This window comes from Pandoraea capi (assembly GCF_902459735.1).
Taxonomy (GTDB): Bacteria; Pseudomonadota; Gammaproteobacteria; order Burkholderiales; family Burkholderiaceae; genus Pandoraea; species Pandoraea capi.
This window is the reverse complement of record NZ_CABPRV010000007.1, coordinates 45366-65288: the sequence shown is the minus strand read 5'-3', so window position 1 is coordinate 65288 and position 19923 is coordinate 45366. Positions and strand designations below refer to the sequence as shown.

Annotated in this window: 15 protein-coding genes; 8 read left to right on the top strand and 7 right to left on the bottom strand. The window is 64.1% G+C overall.

Going from position 1 to position 19923, the window contains the following annotated elements:
- The first annotated feature begins 134 nt into the window (after positions 1 to 134).
- Entirely contained in the window at positions 135 to 2081 is a 1947-nt protein-coding gene (locus PCA20602_RS15220; RefSeq protein WP_150721952.1) for a gamma-glutamyl-gamma-aminobutyrate hydrolase family protein, read from the top strand.
- A gap of 172 nt (positions 2082 to 2253) precedes the next feature.
- On the opposite strand, the gene PCA20602_RS15215 is transcribed toward PCA20602_RS15220, so the two are convergent.
- On the bottom strand, positions 2254 to 3360 hold the full coding sequence (locus PCA20602_RS15215) for an NADH:flavin oxidoreductase/NADH oxidase (protein WP_150721951.1): 1107 nt from the start codon (positions 3358 to 3360) through the stop codon (positions 2254 to 2256).
- A 176-nt stretch (positions 3361 to 3536) separates the two neighbouring features.
- Between PCA20602_RS15215 and PCA20602_RS15210 the strand changes: the two genes are divergently transcribed.
- The gene (locus PCA20602_RS15210) at positions 3537 to 4475 is read left to right on the top strand and encodes a LysR family transcriptional regulator (RefSeq protein WP_069340148.1); all 939 of its coding nucleotides are present in this window, start codon (positions 3537 to 3539) and stop codon (positions 4473 to 4475) included.
- Here PCA20602_RS15210 and PCA20602_RS15205 read toward each other — a convergent pair.
- Positions 4456 to 5604: an ABC transporter substrate-binding protein gene (locus PCA20602_RS15205; RefSeq protein ID WP_217432436.1), complete on the bottom strand. Its 1149-nt coding sequence runs from the start codon at positions 5602 to 5604 to the stop codon at positions 4456 to 4458. The genes PCA20602_RS15210 and PCA20602_RS15205 overlap by 20 nt on opposite strands.
- 214 nt (positions 5605 to 5818) lie before the next feature.
- On the opposite strand from PCA20602_RS15205, the gene PCA20602_RS15200 reads away from it, so the two are divergent.
- Complete coding sequence (locus PCA20602_RS15200) at positions 5819 to 7282, top strand: LLM class flavin-dependent oxidoreductase (RefSeq protein WP_150721950.1); 1464 nt, start codon at positions 5819 to 5821, stop codon at positions 7280 to 7282.
- Here the strand turns inward: PCA20602_RS15200 and PCA20602_RS15195 are convergent.
- The gene (locus tag PCA20602_RS15195; protein ID WP_069340150.1) at positions 7249 to 8358 is read right to left on the bottom strand and encodes a tartrate dehydrogenase; all 1110 of its coding nucleotides are present in this window, start codon (positions 8356 to 8358) and stop codon (positions 7249 to 7251) included. The genes PCA20602_RS15200 and PCA20602_RS15195 overlap by 34 nt on opposite strands.
- A gap of 107 nt (positions 8359 to 8465) precedes the next feature.
- Between PCA20602_RS15195 and PCA20602_RS15190 the strand changes: the two genes are divergently transcribed.
- Complete coding sequence (locus PCA20602_RS15190) at positions 8466 to 9365, top strand: LysR family transcriptional regulator (protein ID WP_150722119.1); 900 nt, start codon at positions 8466 to 8468, stop codon at positions 9363 to 9365.
- Between the two features lie 50 nt (positions 9366 to 9415).
- On the opposite strand, the gene bglX is transcribed toward PCA20602_RS15190, so the two are convergent.
- A complete protein-coding gene (bglX, locus tag PCA20602_RS15185) occupies positions 9416 to 11767 on the bottom strand; it encodes a beta-glucosidase BglX (RefSeq protein WP_174981206.1) in 2352 nt (783 codons plus the stop codon).
- A gap of 373 nt (positions 11768 to 12140) precedes the next feature.
- Between bglX and PCA20602_RS15180 the strand changes: the two genes are divergently transcribed.
- From PCA20602_RS15180 to PCA20602_RS15170, 3 genes are all read left to right on the top strand, one after another.
- A complete protein-coding gene (locus PCA20602_RS15180) occupies positions 12141 to 13715 on the top strand; it encodes a glucan biosynthesis protein G (protein WP_150722117.1) in 1575 nt (524 codons plus the stop codon).
- A gap of 346 nt (positions 13716 to 14061) precedes the next feature.
- Positions 14062 to 15441, top strand: a complete 1380-nt coding sequence (locus PCA20602_RS15175) for an MFS transporter (protein ID WP_150721949.1) — start codon at positions 14062 to 14064, stop codon at positions 15439 to 15441.
- A 256-nt stretch (positions 15442 to 15697) separates the two neighbouring features.
- On the top strand, positions 15698 to 16129 hold the full coding sequence (locus tag PCA20602_RS15170) for a hypothetical protein (RefSeq protein ID WP_150721948.1): 432 nt from the start codon (positions 15698 to 15700) through the stop codon (positions 16127 to 16129).
- Between the two features lie 121 nt (positions 16130 to 16250).
- On the opposite strand, the gene PCA20602_RS15165 is transcribed toward PCA20602_RS15170, so the two are convergent.
- Positions 16251 to 17108 (bottom strand): LysR family transcriptional regulator, encoded by an 858-nt coding sequence (locus PCA20602_RS15165; protein ID WP_150721947.1) that lies wholly within the window; start codon positions 17106 to 17108, stop codon positions 16251 to 16253.
- An 84-nt stretch (positions 17109 to 17192) separates the two neighbouring features.
- Between PCA20602_RS15165 and PCA20602_RS15160 the strand changes: the two genes are divergently transcribed.
- A complete protein-coding gene (locus PCA20602_RS15160) occupies positions 17193 to 17573 on the top strand; it encodes a tautomerase family protein (protein WP_150721946.1) in 381 nt (126 codons plus the stop codon).
- Between the two features lie 64 nt (positions 17574 to 17637).
- Here PCA20602_RS15160 and PCA20602_RS15155 read toward each other — a convergent pair whose 3' ends face one another.
- Together PCA20602_RS15155 and PCA20602_RS15150 are read right to left on the bottom strand one after the other, a co-directional pair.
- Complete coding sequence (locus tag PCA20602_RS15155) at positions 17638 to 18345, bottom strand: hypothetical protein (protein ID WP_150721945.1); 708 nt, start codon at positions 18343 to 18345, stop codon at positions 17638 to 17640.
- 48 nt (positions 18346 to 18393) lie between these two features.
- A complete protein-coding gene (locus tag PCA20602_RS15150; RefSeq protein WP_150721944.1) occupies positions 18394 to 19866 on the bottom strand; it encodes a histidine-type phosphatase in 1473 nt (490 codons plus the stop codon).
- Positions 19867 to 19923 lie beyond the last annotated feature (57 nt).

Genomic DNA, 19923 nt, shown 5'->3' with positions numbered 1-19923 from the left:
GTCGAAGCGTTCGGTTTACGGAAGCTGACTTCGTTGCACGCACCGCACCTTTCGTGCGCGACGAGTAAGTTGAAGCGATAAGGGCACACTTCGATCTGGCGATCCCGGCCAGCGCCGTGCCCGGGACGTCGCTCATGCCATCACATCTCACACTCAATACGACGCCGGCGCGCACCACGGCAGATGCCGAAACGCCTGCGCAGCCTCCGAAGGCGTCGTCGACCCCGGCGCAGCCCGCACCGCCTGCCGCCGAACAGACCCTGAACCTGACGCCCTTGCAGATGAAGGCGTTCAAGAAAGGGCTGTCGTTTCGCGAACGACAAACGCTGCTCACCCAGAACCCCGACGAACAGGCGACGCAAGCGCTCAAGGGCAAAATCTCCGCCGCACGCGCCGCGCCCATCAATCTGACACGGCCCGTCGACCGGCGCTCCGCGCTCAGACATGCGGCCGACGCCATCGGTCATTTCTCGGCGCGGTCCGCGAAGAACATCGTCCGGTCGCGGGTCTCCGACAAGCTGGCCGAACCCGCGCCCGGCGATCACGGCGCCGCGTTGCCTTCCGTCAACAAGGTGCAGTTGGAGAAGCTGATCGCCAAGGCGAAAGCGGCCGATGGCGATGCGCCTGTCGACGTGGCCGCACAACTGCGCGCCGCCGGGTTCTCGACACGGATATCCAACCTCACGCTCTCCGACAGCACGCTGCTCAAGCACGCGAAGCTCGACGGCCTGTCGTTCGTCAATTGCCACTTCGACTGGAGCCACTTCGGCACGGCGAGTCTGTCCGGCACGCGCTTCGCCGGATGCCGTCTGAACAATGCGTCGTTCATGAAGGCGTCGCTCGATAACTGCATCTTCGAGGACTGCATCATGCGTGAGACGATGATGACCGGCTCGTCGCTGCACGCCGTGACGTTCCAGCGGTGCGACATCGTCAGCGGCAGTTTCGAAGACACCCACATCACCGATTCGCGCTTCGATACGGTGACGCTCGCCGGCACCCATTTCCTCGACGCCAACGTCGCACGCTCGTCGATCCACAACAGCCATCTGACGAATGCGGCGTTCTTCGGCACGTTGCCGAACTTCGAGGTGGACGACGCGTCGCGCGATACCGCCGTGACGACCAAACCGCTCGCCGCGATCCTGATCAATCCCGAAGTGCGCGGCGTCACGGTGCCGAAGGTCTTCATGAAGCTCGATCAGGCGGCGAACAACGTGCCGTTGCGCATCACGATGCAGCCGCAATCGACCGAGCTGACGGCGATCAACCGCGAGATGGACACCGCCCTCGGCACGGTCGGCGAATACACGCCTCACGACCTTCCTATCGGTCAACGGCTGTTGCGTGAGATCGACGACCATCCCGACGCTCATCCGCAGTTGTCGTCCATCGTCGCCAAGGCGCAGAAGCTCGGCGAGCATGTGAACGCCATCGTCCTGCCCGGCGGTGAAGACGTGCCGCCCGCCTTGTACGGCGCCGCGCAGGATCCGAAGACGAACTGGGGTGGCGACTACCGGCGCTCCGCGCTGGAACTGGCGCTCATTCGCGAGTCCACCAACAAGGGCATTCCGATGCTCGCCGTGTGCCGTGGCTTCCAGATGGCCAACGTGTACTTCGGCGCGCAGATGCAGCAGCACGTGGAGGGTCACAAGGGCCTGCAACGCTTCAAGCTGACGGAAGAGAGCCGCAACGGGCTGTACGGTGAGGCCATGCGCAAATCGATTCTGAGCACCGTGGCGCATCACCAGGCGATTCCCGTGTCGATGCAGGCGCCGGCGGGCAGCCTCAAACCGTCGGTCGTGTACAAGGACCTCGTCAAAGCGGTGGAAGGTGCGCATTCAGGCGCAGCACCCGCCGTCATGTTGCAATTCCATCCGGAGTTCTATCGCGCCACGACAGCAGCCACACTGCTCACCGAACTCGCCGATCTGGGGCAGAACATCACGATGTCGTCGACCAACAACGACTTCTGGAAAATTCTCTCCGATGCCTCCGACGCGCATCGCACGAAGAAAACCGTTCTCGAAGACCTCAAGCAGCCGCAGACGCTGCGGCCCGTCACCACCAGCGCGACCTGATCCGGCGCGCGGGATACGACAACGCCCCCGGCGTCTTCCGACGTCCGGGGGCGCTGTCTTTCATGCGTTGGTGCTTTCGCCCGCCGAGCCGACGGGTCTGTGCCTGCGCGCACTGTGCGGCACGCTACGCGACGAATTACGTGGCGTATTACTCGCTGTATTGCGCGGTGAATTACGCGGCGCGCTGCACGGCGTAACGCTCAAGCCAGTGCGCATACGGCGCGGGCAGCACCCACGACGGACGGTCCAGATCGAGTTCGCGAGCGGCGTAGTACGGCCAGTGCGGGTTGGCGAGCAGTGCGCGGCCGATCATCACGAGGTCCATCTGCCCATCGGCCACCACACGATTGGCCGCGTGCGGGTCGTCGATCCCCCACGACGAGGCGACGGCGATGCCCGCTTCCTTCTTCACACGCTCGGCGATGGGCGCGAGGAATGCCGAACCCCAGGGAATCTTCGCTTCATACGTCGAGAAACCCACGCTCACGTTGAGCAGATCCAGACCGCCTTCACGCATCTGACGCGTGAGTTCGATCGATTCCGCGAGCGTCTCTTCGTCGCGACCGTCGTATTCGAGCACGCCGAAACGGGCCGTGAGCGGCAAATGGTCCGGCCACACTTCACGCACGGCGGCCAACGTCTCCAGCAGGAAGCGGCCGCGGCCGGCGAGGTCGCCACCGTAGGCGTCGTCGCGCTGATTCGAATGCAACGAGAAGAAGCTCTGCGCCAGATAGCCGTGCGCGAAGTGCAGCTCCAGCCACTCGAAACCGGCGGCGAGCGCACGACGCGCAGCCGCCACGAAATCGGCCTTCACCCGTGCGATGTCGTCGAGCGTCATGGCCGTGGGCACCTTGCCGAGATGCTTGCCGAACGCCACGGCGGACGGCGCAATCGTCGGCCAGCCACGCGAATCGTCTTCAGCGATGTGATCGTCGCCTTCCCACGGACGGTTCGCGCTGGCCTTGCGACCGGCGTGGGCGATCTGGATACCGGGCACCGCGCCGTGCGACTTGATGGCCGCAGCGATGCGCGCCATGCCCTGCGCCTGTTCGTCGTTCCACAGACCGGTGCATCCCGGCGTAATGCGGCCTTCGGGCGAGACGGCGGTCGCCTCCACGATCACCAGACCGGCGCCACCGCGCGCGAGGCTGGCGTAATGGGCCAGGTGCCAGTCGTTGGTCACGCCATCGACGGCGCTGTACTGGCACATCGGCGGAATCGCCACGCGGTTGCGCAGCTTCACGCTTTTCAGTTCAAACGGGGAAAACAGGGCAGACATGAGAATTCTCGATTCGGGGGGTTGTCAGGGGATAGCGGCGCCTGAGAAGGCGGAGCCTGCGGCCCACGGCGGCTTTTCCGGCGCCTCGACCGTCAAAAGGTCGACGTGAGCAATGGTAGACGCACATCGCTATAATGGAAACTATCTGCAAATTATCGATTCGATAACACTTCATTATGGTAAATCCTCAGTGGCTCAAATCCTTCGCCACGCTCGCCGAGCTGGGTAACTTCACGCGCACGGCCGATCATCTGAGCCTCACGCAGGCCGCCGTGAGTCAGCACATCAAGCATCTGGAAGAGGAATTCGGGGCGTTGCTGGTGCGTCGCCCGCGCGCGATCGAACTCACGCCAGCCGGGCAGGCGTTACTCGTCTACTGCGAGCAGGTGGAGTGCGCGGCGCGGCATCTGCGCTCCAGTCTGGAGGACGCCAACGAGGAGTGCGGCAACATCACGCTCATTACGCCGGGCAGCATCGGGTTGTATCTGTGCCCGATCCTGCTCGACATGCAGCAGGCGAATCCGGCCATGGCGGTGCGGCACCGTTTCGCGCCCGACCGGGAAGTGCTGGAGGGCGTGCTACAGAATCACTTCGAACTGGGACTGGTGACGCTGCGCCCCGACGATCCCCGGCTCACGGCCACGCCGTTCACGCAGGAACCGCTCGAACTCGTGGTGCCGGCGGGGGAAGACGTGCATACGTGGGACGACCTCAAGCGTATCGGCTTCATCGAGCACCCCGACGGCGAGGCGATGTCCACGCGCTTGCTGAGCCGTCGCTTCCCCGGCAATCCGGGCGTGCAAAGCCTGCCGTGCAAGGGTTGTACGAACCAGATCAGTCTGATTCTCGAATATGTCGCACGCGGTCTCGGCTTCACCGTCATTCCGCAGTACGCGCGACAGGCCTTCGCCTCGCAGGATGCCATTCGCGTTGTGGATTGCGGCCCGCCCGTGGTCGACACGCTGTGGTTGATTCACCGCGCAGAGTGGCCGCTCTCGGCGCGCGCGCAACGCGCCGTGGCGCTGCTGCGCGAACGGGTCGATGCACCGCGCCCGCGGGCCTTCGGCAGCGAGCGCGTGCAGCGTGTGCCGCGCGTCAGTGCGCAGCCTGCGTGAACTTGTTGAACGACGTATCGAACAGACCGCGCACGTCAAAGCCCTTGGTGAGCGTGCCGGTCTTCACGAAGTCGTCGACACTCTTCTGCGCTTCGGCAATCGCAGCATCTGTGAGCGGTTCGTAGCGAATGCGCGACGTGCTGAACCATTGATGCGCGAGCTTCGGATCGACGCGCGACTTACCCGCCCACACGTCGGCATAACGCTCGATATGACGCGGGTCCGCCAGCGACCATTCACGCGCGCGTTGATAGCGCTGCACGAAATCCCCCAGTAACTCGCGCTTGGTGTCGATGACCTTCTGCGTCGTCGACAGATAGCTCTGCGCCGCGATCAGCCCGCGTGCGGTCACCACCGTACGCGCGCCCGCCTGACGCAAGCGCGTGACGTACGGCTCCCACGTCGCCGTCGCATCCACCTTGCCCGCCTGCAACGCCGCCGCCGAGTCGACCGAGGCGAGGTACGAGTACTTCACGGCATCGAGCGGCAAGCCTGCGGACGTCAGCGCCGCCTGCACCAGTTGCTGCGACCAGCCGCCGCGCGTAATGGCGACCGTCTTGCCCTTCAGATCGGCCACCGTCCTGATTTGCGTGTGCGGACCGGCGAGCAGCACCACACTGTCGGGACTGTCGCGATAGATCCCGATGACCTTGACCGACGCGCCCTGCGCGGCGAGGAACAGCACCGGTCCGTCACCTTGCAGGCCGATGTCGAGCGCACCGGCGTTCACCGCTTCGATCACCGGCGTGCCTGCGGGGAACTGCTTCCATGAGACGGTATAGGGCGCGTCCTGCAACGCGCCGGACGCTTCGAAGAGACTCTGTGCGTTGTACGCCTGATCGCCCACGACGAGCACCGGCTTGTCCGCCGCCTTGCCGGCAAACGGCAGAATGGCGGCGACGCTCAGCGCCGCTGCCGTAGCGCGACGCAACCGCGTGCGCCAAAGCGGCCAGGCATTACGCGCCCGCGCACGCAGGTCGCGCTTCGCAGAGCGTGCGAGGGTCGCGCGTACCATCGCAGCCCGCGACGGCGGCGACACATAGAGCCCAAAGGCAATGGCGGACGCGGCGATAAACGCGTCCAGCACCGGGTTCACCGGCTCGGCGGCATGAAAGGCAGATGTCGTCATGTGTTATCGCCACGCGGGAAACGCGGCCGGAACAGTGGAGGATGCGCCAGTCTAGGCACGCGATCGCGCATCCCCAACCATCGATTGATGCGATCCATAGCGCGTCGCGCGCAGGTTTGCTTATGCGGGTTTGCTTATGGACTTTCGTTGTTTGTGGTCTGGCGCCCGGCTCACTTATCGTGACCGTCTACCGAAATCGAACGAGAGCAAGCTCATGAGCCAACCTGCCCGCAAACTCCGGCTGGGCGCCTACATGTCGGGTTCCGGCGTGCAGGGCGATAGCTGGCGTCACCCCGATACCGACACCGACGCCTATTCGCAATTCGCACGCTATCGTCATTACGCCCAGGAACTCGAACGCGGTTACTTCGACGCGCTGTTTTTCTTCGACAACCTCTTCGTATCGACGGACCCGATCGCGCTCGCCCACAGCCCCGGCGCACCACGCTGGGACCCCGTCGTACTGCTCGCCGGACTGGCCGGTGCGACGAAGCACATCGGCCTTGTCGCCTCCGTGAGTACGACCTACAGCGAGCCTTACAACGTGGCGCGCGCCTTCGCGTCGCTCGACCATCTGTCGGGCGGTCGAGCCGGCTGGAATCTGGTGACGTCCACGGGCGGCGGCGAGAACTTCAATCGCGACGATCACGTCGATCATGCGGTGCGCTACGAGCGTGCGAACGAGTTTTACGACGTGGTCACGGGTCTGTGGGACAGCCATGCCGCCGACGCCTTCCCGCGCGACAAGGCGACCGGTCAATGGGCAGACCCGTCACGGATTCGCACACTGGATCATCGCGGCAAGCACTTCCGTGTGCGCGGGCCCCTCAGCGCGCCGCGCCCGGTGCAGGGCTGGCCGGTGATCGCACAGGCCGGGTCGAGCGAAGCGGGACGTGAACTGGCCGCACGCGCAGGTGAACTGCTTTACACGGCCGCACAGGACATCGAAGATGCGCGCGCCTTCTATGCCGATGTGAAGACGCGTGCGCTGAAGTACGGCCGCCGGCCGGAACACATCTTCATTCTGCCGGGCGTCTCGCCCATCGTGGGACGCACGCAAGGGGAAGCGGAAGACCTCTACGACAGCCTGCTCTCGCATCGCGATCCGGCGGTCGTGCTGAACGCGCTCACGAACTACGCGAGCCTCGGCATCGATCTCGCCAGCCTGCCCTTCGATGCGAAAGTGCCGCTCCCCGACACGGTGCCGGAGACGAACTCGCACAAGAGCCGTCAGAAGCTGCTGGTGGACTGGATACGACGCGAGCAGCCGACGGTGCGTCAGCTTTACACGCGCTTTACCGGAGGTGGGCACCGGGTGCTGGTTGGCACGCCGCAATCGATTGCGGACGAGTTCCAGCACTGGTTCGAGACGGGCGCGGCCGACGGCTTCAACATCATGTTTCCGAGCGCGCCCGTGGGGATTACGTCCTTCGTCGATCTCGTGGTGCCGGAATTGCAGCGTCGCGGCCTGTTCCGCACGCAGTACGAAGGCCGCACGTTCCGCGAGAACCTCGGTGTGCCGGCGGTGCCCAACCGTCACTTCCCGCCGCGCGACGTTGCGTCGGCGGCGGGCGTCACGATGCCGGCCTCACTCGATCAGCCGATCGATCCCTCAGCCGATCACTCAGCCAATCAGCCAGCCCATCAGCCGGCCGATACGACGGCCGCAATCGCCTGACCGACTTCGGTCGTGTTCGCGCGCCCGCCCATGTCGCCGGTGCGCGGACCGTCCTTGATCACCTGTGTGATGGCCGCGAGGATTGCATCGTGCGCGTCGCGCGTGCGTTGATCGCCGCGACCGATGAAGTCGAGCATCATCGCGGCGGTCCAGATCATGCCGATCGGGTTGGCAATGTTCTTGCCCGCAATGTCCGGCGCCGAGCCGTGCACCGGTTCGAACAGCGACGGGAACTTGCCTTCCGGGTTCAGGTTGCCCGACGGCGCAATGCCGATGGTGCCGGTACACGCCGGGCCGAGGTCCGACAGGATGTCGCCGAACAGATTCGACGCGACGACCACATCGAAACGATCCGGATTGAGTACGAAGCGCGCGCAAAGAATGTCGATGTGCTGCTTGTCCCACGTGATGTCGGGATACTTCGCGGCCGTCTCGGCGGCACGCTTGTCCCACCACGGCATGGAGATCGAGATGCCGTTGCTCTTGGTCGCGACGGTCACGTGCTTGCGCTCACGCTGCTGTGCGAGATCGAATGCGAACTTCAGCACGCGCTCCGTGCCGTGACGCGTGAACACCGACTCCTGCACGACAAACTCACGCTCCGTGCCTTCGAACATCACCCCGCCGACCGACGAGTACTCGCCTTCGGTGTTCTCGCGCACGATCATGAAATCGATGTCGCCCGCCTTGCGATTCGCCAGCGGTGACGGCACGCCGTCGAACAGCCGCGCGGGACGCAGATTGATGTACTGATCGAACTCGCGACGGAACTTCAGCAACGAGCCCCACAGCGAGATGTGATCGGGCACCGTCTCGGGCCAGCCGACCGCGCCGAAGAGAATCGCGTCCACGCCGTCGAGTTGCTGCTTCCAGTCGTCCGGCATCATCTGACCATGCTCGACGTAGTAATCGCAGCTCGCCCACTCGATGTGCTGGTACTCGACGGGGATACCGAAGCGCTTGCTGGCCGCGTCGAGCACGCGCAGGCCTTCCGGCATCACTTCCTTGCCGATGCCGTCGCCCGGGATCACGGCGATCTTGAACGGACGCTGGGCGCGTTGGGACGTTTCGGTCATGGTCTTGTCTCCTGGACGTTTGATGGATGCCGCTAGATTATTCCATTCCAAGGCGGATAAAATCCCTCAATCGGTTAATCCACTATCCACAAATCGTGAATAAACCCCTGCCCGTCAATCCCAATCTCGACGACCTCCGTGTGTTCTGCCAGGTCGCGCGCCGCGCCAGCTTCTCCGCCGCCGCCGAGGCGCTGGGGGTCTCGCCCGCCTATGTCAGCAAGCGCGTGGGCGTGCTGGAGGCCGATCTCGGCACGCGGCTGCTGCATCGCTCGACCCGGCGCGTGGCGATCACCGACGCAGGCGAGCGTGTCTACGCGTGGGCCGAGAAGATTCTCGACGACGTGAATCACCTGATGGAAGACGTATCGAGCACGCGTCAGGTGCCGCGCGGCACGCTGCGGGTGTCGAGCAGCTTCGGGTTCGGGCGGCACGTGGTGGCGCCCGCCATGTCGCGCTTGCGCGCGCTGCATCCGCAACTCAATGTGCGACTGGATCTGTTCGACCGGATCGTCGACGTGGCCGCAGAAGGCTACGATCTCGACGTGCGCATCGGCGACGAGATCGCCCCGCACCTGATCGCGCGCAAACTGGCGGACAACCACCGCGTGCTATGCGCGTCCGCCGCGTATCTGGAGACGCACGGCACACCGCGTCAGTTGAGCGATCTGGCCGGGCATGCCTGCATCGTCATCAAGGAACGCGATCACCCGTTCGGCATGTGGCGGTTGCAGCAGCGCGGCGAATCCGTCTCGCTCAAGGTGACCGGGCCGCTCTCGACGAACCACGGCGAGGTCGCCGTGCAGTGGGCGCTCGACGGTCAGGGCATCGTGTTGCGTTCGATGTGGGATGTAGGGGCGCTGATCGCGCGCGGGGATCTGGTGCAGGTGCTGCCGGACGTCACGCAACCGGCCAACGTGTGGGCGGTGTATCCGTCGCGCGTGGCGTCGTCGGCCAAAGTGCGCGCCTGCGTGGAATTCCTCGCGGGAGAGTTCCAGACGCAGGCGTGAGGTCCGGTGAAGTCGGCAACGCGCGACGTTGCCGAAACCTTATTGAAACCTTACTGAAGCGTGAACGTCGCCTGCTCGACCTGCTGCGAGTCAAGCCCGATCTGGACATTGAAGTCACCCGGCTCGGCCACGTATTGCAGCTTCGCGTTGTAGAACTTCAGCAGGCTTTCGTCGATGGCGAAATGCACGGTGCGCGCTTCGCCCGGCTTCAGGCTCACGTTCTGAAAGCCCTTCAACTCCTTGATCGGCCGCACGATCGACGCCGCGACATCCTGCAAGTACAACTGCACGACGGTCTCGCCTTCGCGCTTGCCCGTGTTACGCACGGTCACGCTCGCATCGAGCTTGCCGCCGCTCGCGAGCGTCTTCGCCGAGAGTTTGACCTTCGAGACATCGAACGTCGTGTAGCTCAGGCCGTAGCCGAAGGCATACAACGGGCCGGAGTCTTCCTCGAAGTATTGGGACGTGTAGTTCGCCGGCTTGCCCGGTGTGAACGGACGGCCGATGCGCAACTGGTTGTAGTACGTCGGGATCTGGCCGATGGAGCGCGGGAACGAGATCGGCAGCTTGCCCGACGGGTTGTAATCGCCGAACAGCACATCCGCAATCGCATGGCCGCCTTCGGTGCCGGCGTACCAGGTTTCGAGCATGGCGTCGGCGTTCGCCTTCGCCCAGTTCAGATCGAGCGGACGACCGTTCATCAGCACGACGACCAGCGGCTTGCCCGTCGCTCCCAGCGCCTGCAACAGCGCTAGTTGACTGCCCGGCAGCATCAGGCTAGTACGGCTCGATGCCTCATGCGACATGCCGCGCGACTCGCCCACGGCCACGACCAGCGTGTCGGCATTGCGGGCGACCTGCACCGCTTCGTCGATCATCTGCTGCGGCGTGCGCTTGTCCTGCACGACTTCCGGGTTGTCCCAGTCGAGGAAGTTGAGGTACTCGACCACACGCGGGTCGTCGGTGATGTTCGCGCCGCGTGCGTATGTCACGTGAGCGTTCGTGCCCAGGGCGTCGCGCACGCCTTGCAGCAGCGAGACCGCCTGCGCGGGCTTACCCGCCGCCGACCAGCTACCGAGCATGTCCAGCTTCGAATCGGCGAGCGGACCGATCACCGCCACCTTGCCTGTCTTGCGTAGCGGCAGCGTGTCGTGCCGGTTCTCCAGCAGGACGAGCGAGCGACGCGCGATGTCGCGCGCGGCGTCGCGATGCAGACGGTCTTCCGCATTCACGTCCTTTGGATCCTGCGCGGCGTTGCCGATGCGACGATAGGGATCGGCGAACAGCCCCATGTCGTACTTCGCACCGAGCACCTCGCGCACGGCGCCGTCGATCACGCTCACCGGCACGTCGCCCGACTTCACGAGATCGGGCAACTGCTTGAGGTACTGCTGATCGGCCATGCTCATGTCCACGCCGGCCTCGATCGCGAGTTTGGCGGCTTCGCGGCCGTCCCTGGCGACACCGTGGCGCATCAGCTCTTCAATGGCGCCGTGATCGCTCACCGTCACGCCCTTGAAACCCCACTCGCCGCGCAACACGTCGCGCAGCAGCCATTTGTTCGACGTGGCGGGCGTGCCGTTGATCGAGTTCAGCGCAATCATCACGCCGCCCGCGCCCGCGTCGATGCCCGCGCGATACGGCGGCAGATAGTCCTGATACATGCGCATCGGGCTCATGTCGACGACGTTGTAATCGCGCCCGCCCTCCACGGCGCCGTACAACGCGAAGTGCTTCACGAACGCCATCAGGCTGTCCGGATTGGCGGGCGACGAGCCCTGAAACCCCTCGACACTCGCGCGAGCGCTTTGCGACACCAGATAGGGATCTTCGCCGAAACCTTCGGAGGTGCGTCCCCAGCGCGGATCGCGCGAGATGTCGACCATCGGCGCAAACGTGGCGTCCACGCCGTCGGCGCCGGCTTCCACGGCGGACACGCGCGCCGCGCGCTTCACGACATCCATATTCCAGCTCGACGCGAGACCGAGGCTGATCGGGAACACCGTGCGATGCCCGTGCACGATGTCGTACGCGAAGAACATCGGAATCTTCAGACGGCTTTGCTTGACGGCCGCGTCCTGCAACGGACGGTTCTCGCTGCGCGTGACCGAGTTGAACGTGCCGCCCACGCGACCGGCGGCGATTTCCTTGATGAGCTGCGGCTGCGGCATTTCCGAGCCGATGCTGATCAGGCGCAACTGGCCGATCTTCTCTTCGAGCGTCATGCGCGCGATGAGATCGTCGACGAAACGCTGCTTGGCGGCGGCCGACGGCATGGCGACGGGAACGTCGCCCTGCTTACCGTTGTCGGAGGCTTGAGCGGTGCTGGCAAAGGCCGGTGCCTGCATGACGACGGCGGTACCTGCGGCGAGACTGGCCGCGAGGGCCAGTGCGGAGAACATTCTCATCTGATGGCGATCCAATGTGGCGCGACGGGCCGTGATTCGCGATGTCGGGCGTCATCTGCCGCTGCATCGAACCTCGTCCCCGCCGTATCAACTGGAGTTATGCGACGCAGCACATCGAAATCAAAAACGAAATCGATACCTGTCGGGATGCATAACGCGAAGTGCGATACTTTGCCACAATTGGTATTTTCTGAGAGATTTCGCTTCATTTTCGACGAAAACCGTTACGTACCAACGCAACAGCGAACGCAACTGCGAACACAACTGCGGTTTTCGCCCGCCCAAGCCAGGCAGAACGGCACGCACGGTATGCTGTGCCGTCACGCCCTAACAACTGGAGAGATTCGTGGTTTCGTTTTCCCCCGCCATGTCCTGGCAACGACGCGCACGCGCGCTCGTGCCCACGCTCCTGGCCGGTGCCACCCTGCTGGGTGCCGCGCATGCTCATGCGTTCTCCCTCGACGATGTGACCGCCCGCGCGAAAGCGCTCGCCGACAAGCCCTACGCGGCCCCGGTAAGCAACCTCACGCCCGCCTTCGCGAAGATGCAGTTCGGCGACTACATCAAGATTCAGCCGCGCCGCGAAGCGTTCGAATGGAACGATCAGCCCACCGCGTTCAAGCTCGGCTTCTATCATCAAGGCATGCAGTTCAGCACGCCGGTGAAGATCAACGAAATCGTCGGCAACGGCAGCAACGCAAAGATCGACGAGATCAAGTACGACAGCAACCGCTTCGACTTCGGCGACCTCAAGCTCGACCGCAGCGCCACGCATAACCTGGGTTACGCGGGCTTTCGCGTGCTGTACCCGATCAACGAACCGGGCAAGCTCGACGAGATCATGAGCGTGCTCGGCGCGAGTTATTTCCGCGTCATCGGCAAGGGCCAGATCTACGGCCTCTCCGCACGCGGACTCGCCATCGATACGGGCCTGCCCATCGCTGAAGAATTCCCGGCGTTTCGCGAGTTCTGGATCGAGCGTCCGAACGCGGGCGACAAGCATCTCGTGTTCTATGCCCTGCTCGACTCGAAGCGCGCGACCGGTGCGTACCGCTTCGATCTCACACCAGGAGACGATTCGGTACTGAAGGTGCAGGCGCGCGTGTTCATGCGCGACAAGGTGACGAAGCTCGGCATTGCGCCACTCACCAGCATGTTCCTGTTCGGGCCGAATCAGCAGCGCGATCCGTACAACTTCCGTCCCGCATTGCACGACTCGAACGGTCTGGCGATTCACGCGGGCAATGGCGAGTGGATCTGGCGTCCGCTGAACAATCCGCGCAACCTCGCGATCAGCCAGTTCCAGGTGACGAATCCGCGCGGCTTCGGCCTGCTTCAGCGCGGACGCGATTTCTCGCAGTACGAAGACCTGAAGGATCGCTACGATCTGCGCCCGAGCGCATGGGTCGAGCCGCAAGGCGACTGGGGCAAGGGGCATGTCGAACTGGTCGAGATTCCGTCGCCGGACGAGACCAACGACAACATCGGCGCGTTCTGGACGCCTGATCAACTCCCGCCCAAGGGCCAGCCGTTGCAGGCCGATTACACGATCCGCTGGACGATGAACGAGCGCGGCATCATCGATCGCAATCTCGCCTGGGTGAAGCAAACGCTTCGCACCGCCGGTGAAATCACGCAGGCCAACCTGATTCGTCACTTCGACGGCAGCACCGGCCTGATCGTGGACTTCGACGGCGGCCCGCTCGCCACGCTGCCCGCCGGTTCGGTCACGCCGCAAGTCAGCGTGAGCGACAACGCCACCATCATCGAGCAGACGCTGCAACCGAATCCGGTCACGCATGGCATGCGCCTGAACCTGCGCGTCATGGTCAAGGACCCGGCCAAGGTCGTGGAACTGCGTGCGGCACTCGTCTCCGGCGGCAAGCCGATCAGCGAGACCTGGAGCTATCAGCTCCCGCCGTTCTCGGTAGCCAAGCAATAAGTTGCATTAAGTCCTGCGGTGCGGCGACGTTCTGTCGCCGCACTTTCCCTCCCCCGAAGACTGTCATCCGCCTCAATTAAACAGGCACTTACGAATCTAGTCTTCTCATGTAAAACCCTAGCCACTGCAAATTTGCCTTGCAGTCGATGGGCATTTCGCGTTTACTACATGCACAATATTGCATGAATAGCCACCCCCGTTGTGCATAGAGGTGGTTTGCTTCATCGACGCCGGTCATCCGTCGTCGAAGGGGCTCGGCCTCGGTGCCGCTTGCGTCGGTCATAAAAAGATTCCAAAGAACCCTCCGCGTTTCGACGGAGGGCGGATTCGTTATGGAGACACCCGCATGCGACACATCGACGTACACCATCTGGCCGACGAAGCGCGCTTCAACGGCTATCACGGACGCATCCTGCTCTGGTGCGCCCTCATCATCATCTTCGACGGCTACGACCTCGCGGTCGCGGGCATTGCGCTGCCGTCGATCATGAAAGCGATGAACGTCGACGCGACCAGCGCCGGCTTCATGGTCAGCGCGGCGCTCTTCGGCATGATGTTCGGCGCCATCGTGATGGGCATGGTGGCCGACAGCATCGGCCGTCGCAAAGCCATCGCTATCTGTGTGCTGATGTTCTCGCTCTTCACTGCGGCCGCCGGCCTCACACACGAGCCCATCAGCTTCTCGGTTACGCGCTTTCTCGCCGGTGTCGGCATCGGCGGCGTGATGCCCATCGTCGTTGCGCAGATGACGGAATACTCGCCGCGTCGACTGCGTGGCACGCTCGTCACGCTGATGTTCTCGGGCTACTCGGTGGGCGGCATGCTGGCCGCACTGCTCGGCAAGGGCCTGATCGAATCGTATGGCTGGCAATCGGTGTTTCTCGCTGCGGGTCTGCCTGCGCTGCTCGTGCCGTTTGCGATGCGCGCGTTGCCGGAATCGATGCCGTTCCTGATCCGCACCGGACGCCTCGACGCCCTGAGACAAGTGCTCGGCCGTCTCACGCCGGACTACGTCGCGCAATCGGGGGATCAGTTCGCACTGCCAAGCGCCGATCGCAAACAGGCTGCCCCGCTCTCGCGCCTGTTTCAGGACGGTCGCGGTTTCAGCACGGTCATGCTGTGGGTGGCGTTCTTCATGTGCCTGTTCATGGTGTATGCGCTCAGCTCGTGGCTCGCGAAGCTCATGGCGAGTGCCGGTTACAGCCTGGGCTCCGCGCTCACGTTCGTGCTCGTGCTGAACTTCGGCGCGATGCTCGGCGCGATCGGCGGCGGCTGGCTCGCGGATCGTTTCAACATCAAGTACGTGCTCGTGGGCATGTACGCGCTCGCCGCCGTGTCGATCACGCTGCTCGGCGTGAAGGTGCCGACGCCGGTGCTGTTCGTGCTCGTCGGACTCGCGGGCGCGTCGACCATCGGCACGCAGATCGTGACGTACGCCTACGCCGGTCAGTTCTACCCGATGGCCGCACGCGGCACGGGCATCGGCTGGGCCTCGGGCGTGGGTCGCAGCGGCGCGATTCTCGCACCGATCGTGATCGGTATCCTCGTGAGCATGTCGCTGCCGTTGCAGCAAAACTTTATGGCGATCGCCATTCCCGCTGTCGTCGCCGTGATTGCCGTGTTGCTCATCGACCACAAGAAATCGGCGTCGGTGCAGCAGCAGGCCGCAGCGCAGTCAAAAAACCCTTCCGCAGGATTGGCGAACGGCGCGGGAGAACCGGCTTGATCTCGCGCGTCAAGCACGCCCGATAGCGGCATTCGGGCGTGCAGGCATGACGGCACAGCGGCGTGCCGTCATGCGAGAATGCGCGCCGCAGCGGTCACGGGAACGACTGCGGCTTTCGGTACAGCACACGTCGGCGCAGGGGCACAACAATGATTGCCCGACGCGTACGCGGTACACGAAAAAATCATTCAACCCGAGCGCCTCGGGCGCCGTTATCCAGATATCCGTCCCAACGGACGATCTGGGGAAGATCAACATGCCGCGTCTCGCTTTGCTGAGTGCTTTGGTGCTGGCCGCCGTTTGCGCGCCCGCCTTCGCTGCTACCCCCGACGACATCAACGTCGTTCAACTCTCCACCCGCCAGACCATCGCCACCGACGTGGTCTTCAACGCCCGCTCGGGCACCGTGGCCACGCTCGGCGCCGATGCGCTGCGCGACGCTCACGGCAGCTTCGGCGTGAACGTTGCTGCGGGCGCTCTCAACGTCCAGTCGAATCAGATCGTGCTGGCCACCGCGTCGAACATTTCCGTCGATACCCGTCAGACGATCCGCAATGCGGCGACGGTGACGGGCGCAATGAACGCCTCGCTCGGCGATCGCGCCCTGATGGGCGCGGCGGGCAACATCGGTGTGAATGTGGCGGCAGGCGTCGCCAACGCACAGGCAAACGCGCTGGCGATTCATTGAGATGTCGTGAGGCGACGACCTGGCGCCTCGCGCCGGGAAGCATGCGGCAAGGCATCGCGTCGACGATGCCGTCGTGCTAAGTGTCGTCCCGAGCGCCGACGTCGATGTCGATGTAAGTCGACTACCCTCTCACGACACTACGAAACGCCGCTGACAGGGCGATCAACGCATCGTGCTCACGCCCCGCTTTGACACGCGTGTGCAGCAGCACGGGCAGCCGGGGTATTTCTGGCAGTCCGAGTTTGGCGCCGACGTCGAGCGCGCCGAAGGGCAACATCCGGGGCGCCATCGCCGCGACACCGAGGCCCGCCATGACCGCGGCGGCCACCGACGGAATGCCGCCACCGACGAAGACCTCGCGCCACGGTATCGAGGCGGCATCGAGCAATCGCGCCGCCATCGCCCGCACACCGCACGGCTCGGCGAGCGTGGCCACCGGTAACGGTTCGTCCGCGCGGTGTTGCCAGTGAGGCGCGGCGAACCAGCCGAGGCTTTCTTCGGCAAGCACTTCGCCGTCGCCCCGACCGGCATGCAGGCGCACGATCACCGTATCCAATTCACGCCGGTCGAAGCTCTGCAACAGATCGCCCGACGACGCAATCCGCACTTCGATCATCAACTCCGGATCCTGTGCGTTCATTCTCGCGATCAGCGCGGGAAGTTCAGGCCCGGCCACGTGATCGCTCACGCCGATCGTCAGCCGCTGCCGGGCGCCCGCAAACGCGCCGAGCGCGCGATCATGCGCATCGAGCAACTCGCGGGCATGTTCGAGAAAGGTCACCCCGTTTGCGGAAAGCTCCACGTACCGGGGCGTGCGTTCGACGAGCCGAAGACCCAGCCGGTCTTCGAGTCGCTTTAACTTCAGACTGACGGCGGCTTGCGTCGTCTGCATGGCCTCAGCGGCACGCGTGAAGCTGCCTAACTCGGCAACACAAACGAAGGCTTTGACGGCATCGAGGTCGAGAGGGCGCTCAATCATTTCAGACGCTTATCTTTGAAATAATCATCAATAAGCAAAAAGCATAGTTAAGATGAAATGAATCCACAAGGAGGAGAACCCACGATGCCATTCGTCAACATTGCATTGCGCTCCGGCAAGCCGGAGGCTTATCGCCAGGCCATCTTCGACGGCGTCTACGACGCCCTGCGCGAGACGTTCAACGTGCCGGACGACGATCAGTTCATGGTGCTGACCGAGCACGACGCCGCCAACTTCCGATACGGCAAGTCGTATCTCGACGTGAGTCGAAGCGACGATCTCGTGTTCATCCAGATCACCGCCAACAACACGCGCACCGTGGAACAGAAGAAGGCGCTGTTTCAACGCATCGTCGCGCTGCTGGCCGAGAACCCCGGCATTCGGAAGGAAGACGTGTTCGTGAACCTCGTCGAGGTCGTGAAGGAGAACTGGTCGCTAGGCAATGGGGTGGCGCACTACGCCTGAGTGGATTCGATACGCAAGTGTTGCCAACAGGGGGCACCTCGGCCCCCCCCGCTCAAGCTCGACGCTAGCCCTGCGTCGGCTTCACCGACTCGCTCTTGAAGGAGGTTCCGCCGCCGTCAGCGTCGGGAGTAAAGGTCATGTCGACGTCGACCATCTGCCCGCAAACCCGGAACGTCCAACGCTCACGCCAGACGCCCTTGAGTGTCCTGCCGCCTTCGACAACATCGTGAGGCGGCTTCGTCACCTTCATGTCGAAGGCTTCCACCTTGCGGCAACCGGACTGTCCCGACTTGGCGAGCGCAGTCGTGACGGCTGACATCACCGCCTCCTGAACCAGCACGGGACCGCCGCGCGGACTGCCCGGATAGAACGGCGTCGGCGCCGGATTGCCGCCATTGGCATCGGCAACGAATACCGCGTTGTAGGTCTTGGCGTCTCCACAGCGGGCCAGTTGATAACGCGTGAGCCAAACACCCGATCTCGGGTTCTGATCGCCGTCAGGGAACGTCACTGGCTTGAGCAGCACCGCGCCGACGGGCTTCACCTGATACTTCGATTTGCAGTCCGTTTGCAGATTGAATTTCTTGTCCTCCTCAACGCCGAGCTGGTACATCACCAGCATCGCCCGCTCGGAAAACACATACTGCATCGCCTTTTCGCTTTTCACTAATTCGGCGGTCGAACTTACCGTCGTGTCGGCATATACGGGCGGCGTGAACATAGCAACGAACGACATGACAGCGGCGGGCGTGATTCGAATCATCTTGTGCATCGCTGACTCCCCCTTACGTGGTCTCCTACACGGGTTTGACTTCGCGCGTTACTTCACGCCTTCGAGACAGGCGGGCGACAGCGAGGTCCTGACCCGCTGCGCAAACGTCGACCACTTGCACGCCTTCGCATCCGGCCCATCGTTGCAATCGGCCATGGACAGCGTTTCGCGTTTGGCGGGCTCGTCCAGTGAAAGCGCCGTGAGATGACGCAACTGATGCATCGACTGATACACGATCTCCACACGGACGAAAGGCTCGCCCGCTGGATTGCGCCACAGCGAGAAGACCAGCGCGCCATCGGGCGGCGTATTGTCCGGCTGATCGGTCAGACGCCAGTCGAGCTTCAGCATGCCGGCGAGGTTGGCGATATTCGTGTCGTGACCCGTGAGAACGTAGACACGGTTGCCGACAGGCAATGTCGGTCCGCGTACGGGGGCAGGCGGCGGCGCACCGGCCGTCTCGGCGCGCGTGAGCGCATTGAGCACCGTCGCCAATAGCGGCGTGCCGTTCGTCGTCGCAAGGTACGGCGTCTTGTTCAGCAGATCGCGCTGCGCGTTGTGGGCTTCGAGCAGCAGCGCCCAGTCCTTGTCGTCACGAATGCGTCCCCATGCGACCGCGTTATCCGGCAACCCCTCGCCGTACTGCAACAGGAAGACTTCCGACGCCTTCGCAGCACTGCCGAGTGCACCGCGCAGCGTCACACCGCTGCCGTCCCCCTCCACACGCAGGCGCGTAGGCACATCCTCCAGCTTGCAGTCACCCGATGCGCCGCACGCCGGACTGTGCGCGTAGTCCAGCACCTCGCCCACGCGCGCGATCGTTGCGGCGTAGCGCTTGTTGAGGCCCGCCACGCCGTCTGGCGCCAGACGCGCGTCGATGGCGCCGCGTGCCGCGCCCGGATCCAGCGGACAATCGCCCGCCGCCACCGGCTGGAACACGGCATCGTAAGTCGTGAGATCGGCCTGATGCGAGGTGCGCATGTCGCATCCCGGCGCAATGCCCTGCAACAACGCATTGCCCGACTCGCGCGTGCGCTGATCGATATCGGCCCAGCCGTACACAGTGCCCGGCGCCGGACACGCGTTATCGGGCAGCACCCGGCGCGCGCGCAGCCAGTCGCCGTAGTACCGTCCCATGCGCTCGGCGAGCGAACCGCCGCGCGCCGTCAGATAGCCCGCGGGCACCGGCCAGCCGGGCCACGCATCGGGGCTCAGTTTGTCTAACGGGGGATGGGCATGCGTCGGGGAACGAACGCCGTGACGACTGACGATCACCGTCGAGACGAGTGTCCAGTCTGCGGGCATGCCGTCGATGCGAGCCGCCGACTCGGGCGGTTTTGCCGGACCAGCCGGCGGCGGGGCTGACGTCGTACAGGCGCTCAGCACACCGGCGATGATCAGCGCGGCAACGCCTGTGCGCCATGGCATGCGCCGCTGCACGATGGCGGGAAGCGTCAGGGGGCCGTCATGCACCTGACGGCCCTCCGGCCCATCGGCAAAGCGAACGGAATCACGAGTCATCACACGATTCGGGGCAGCAGTCATGGCGGCAGGTCGGGGTGACGGGGACGGCGTTGG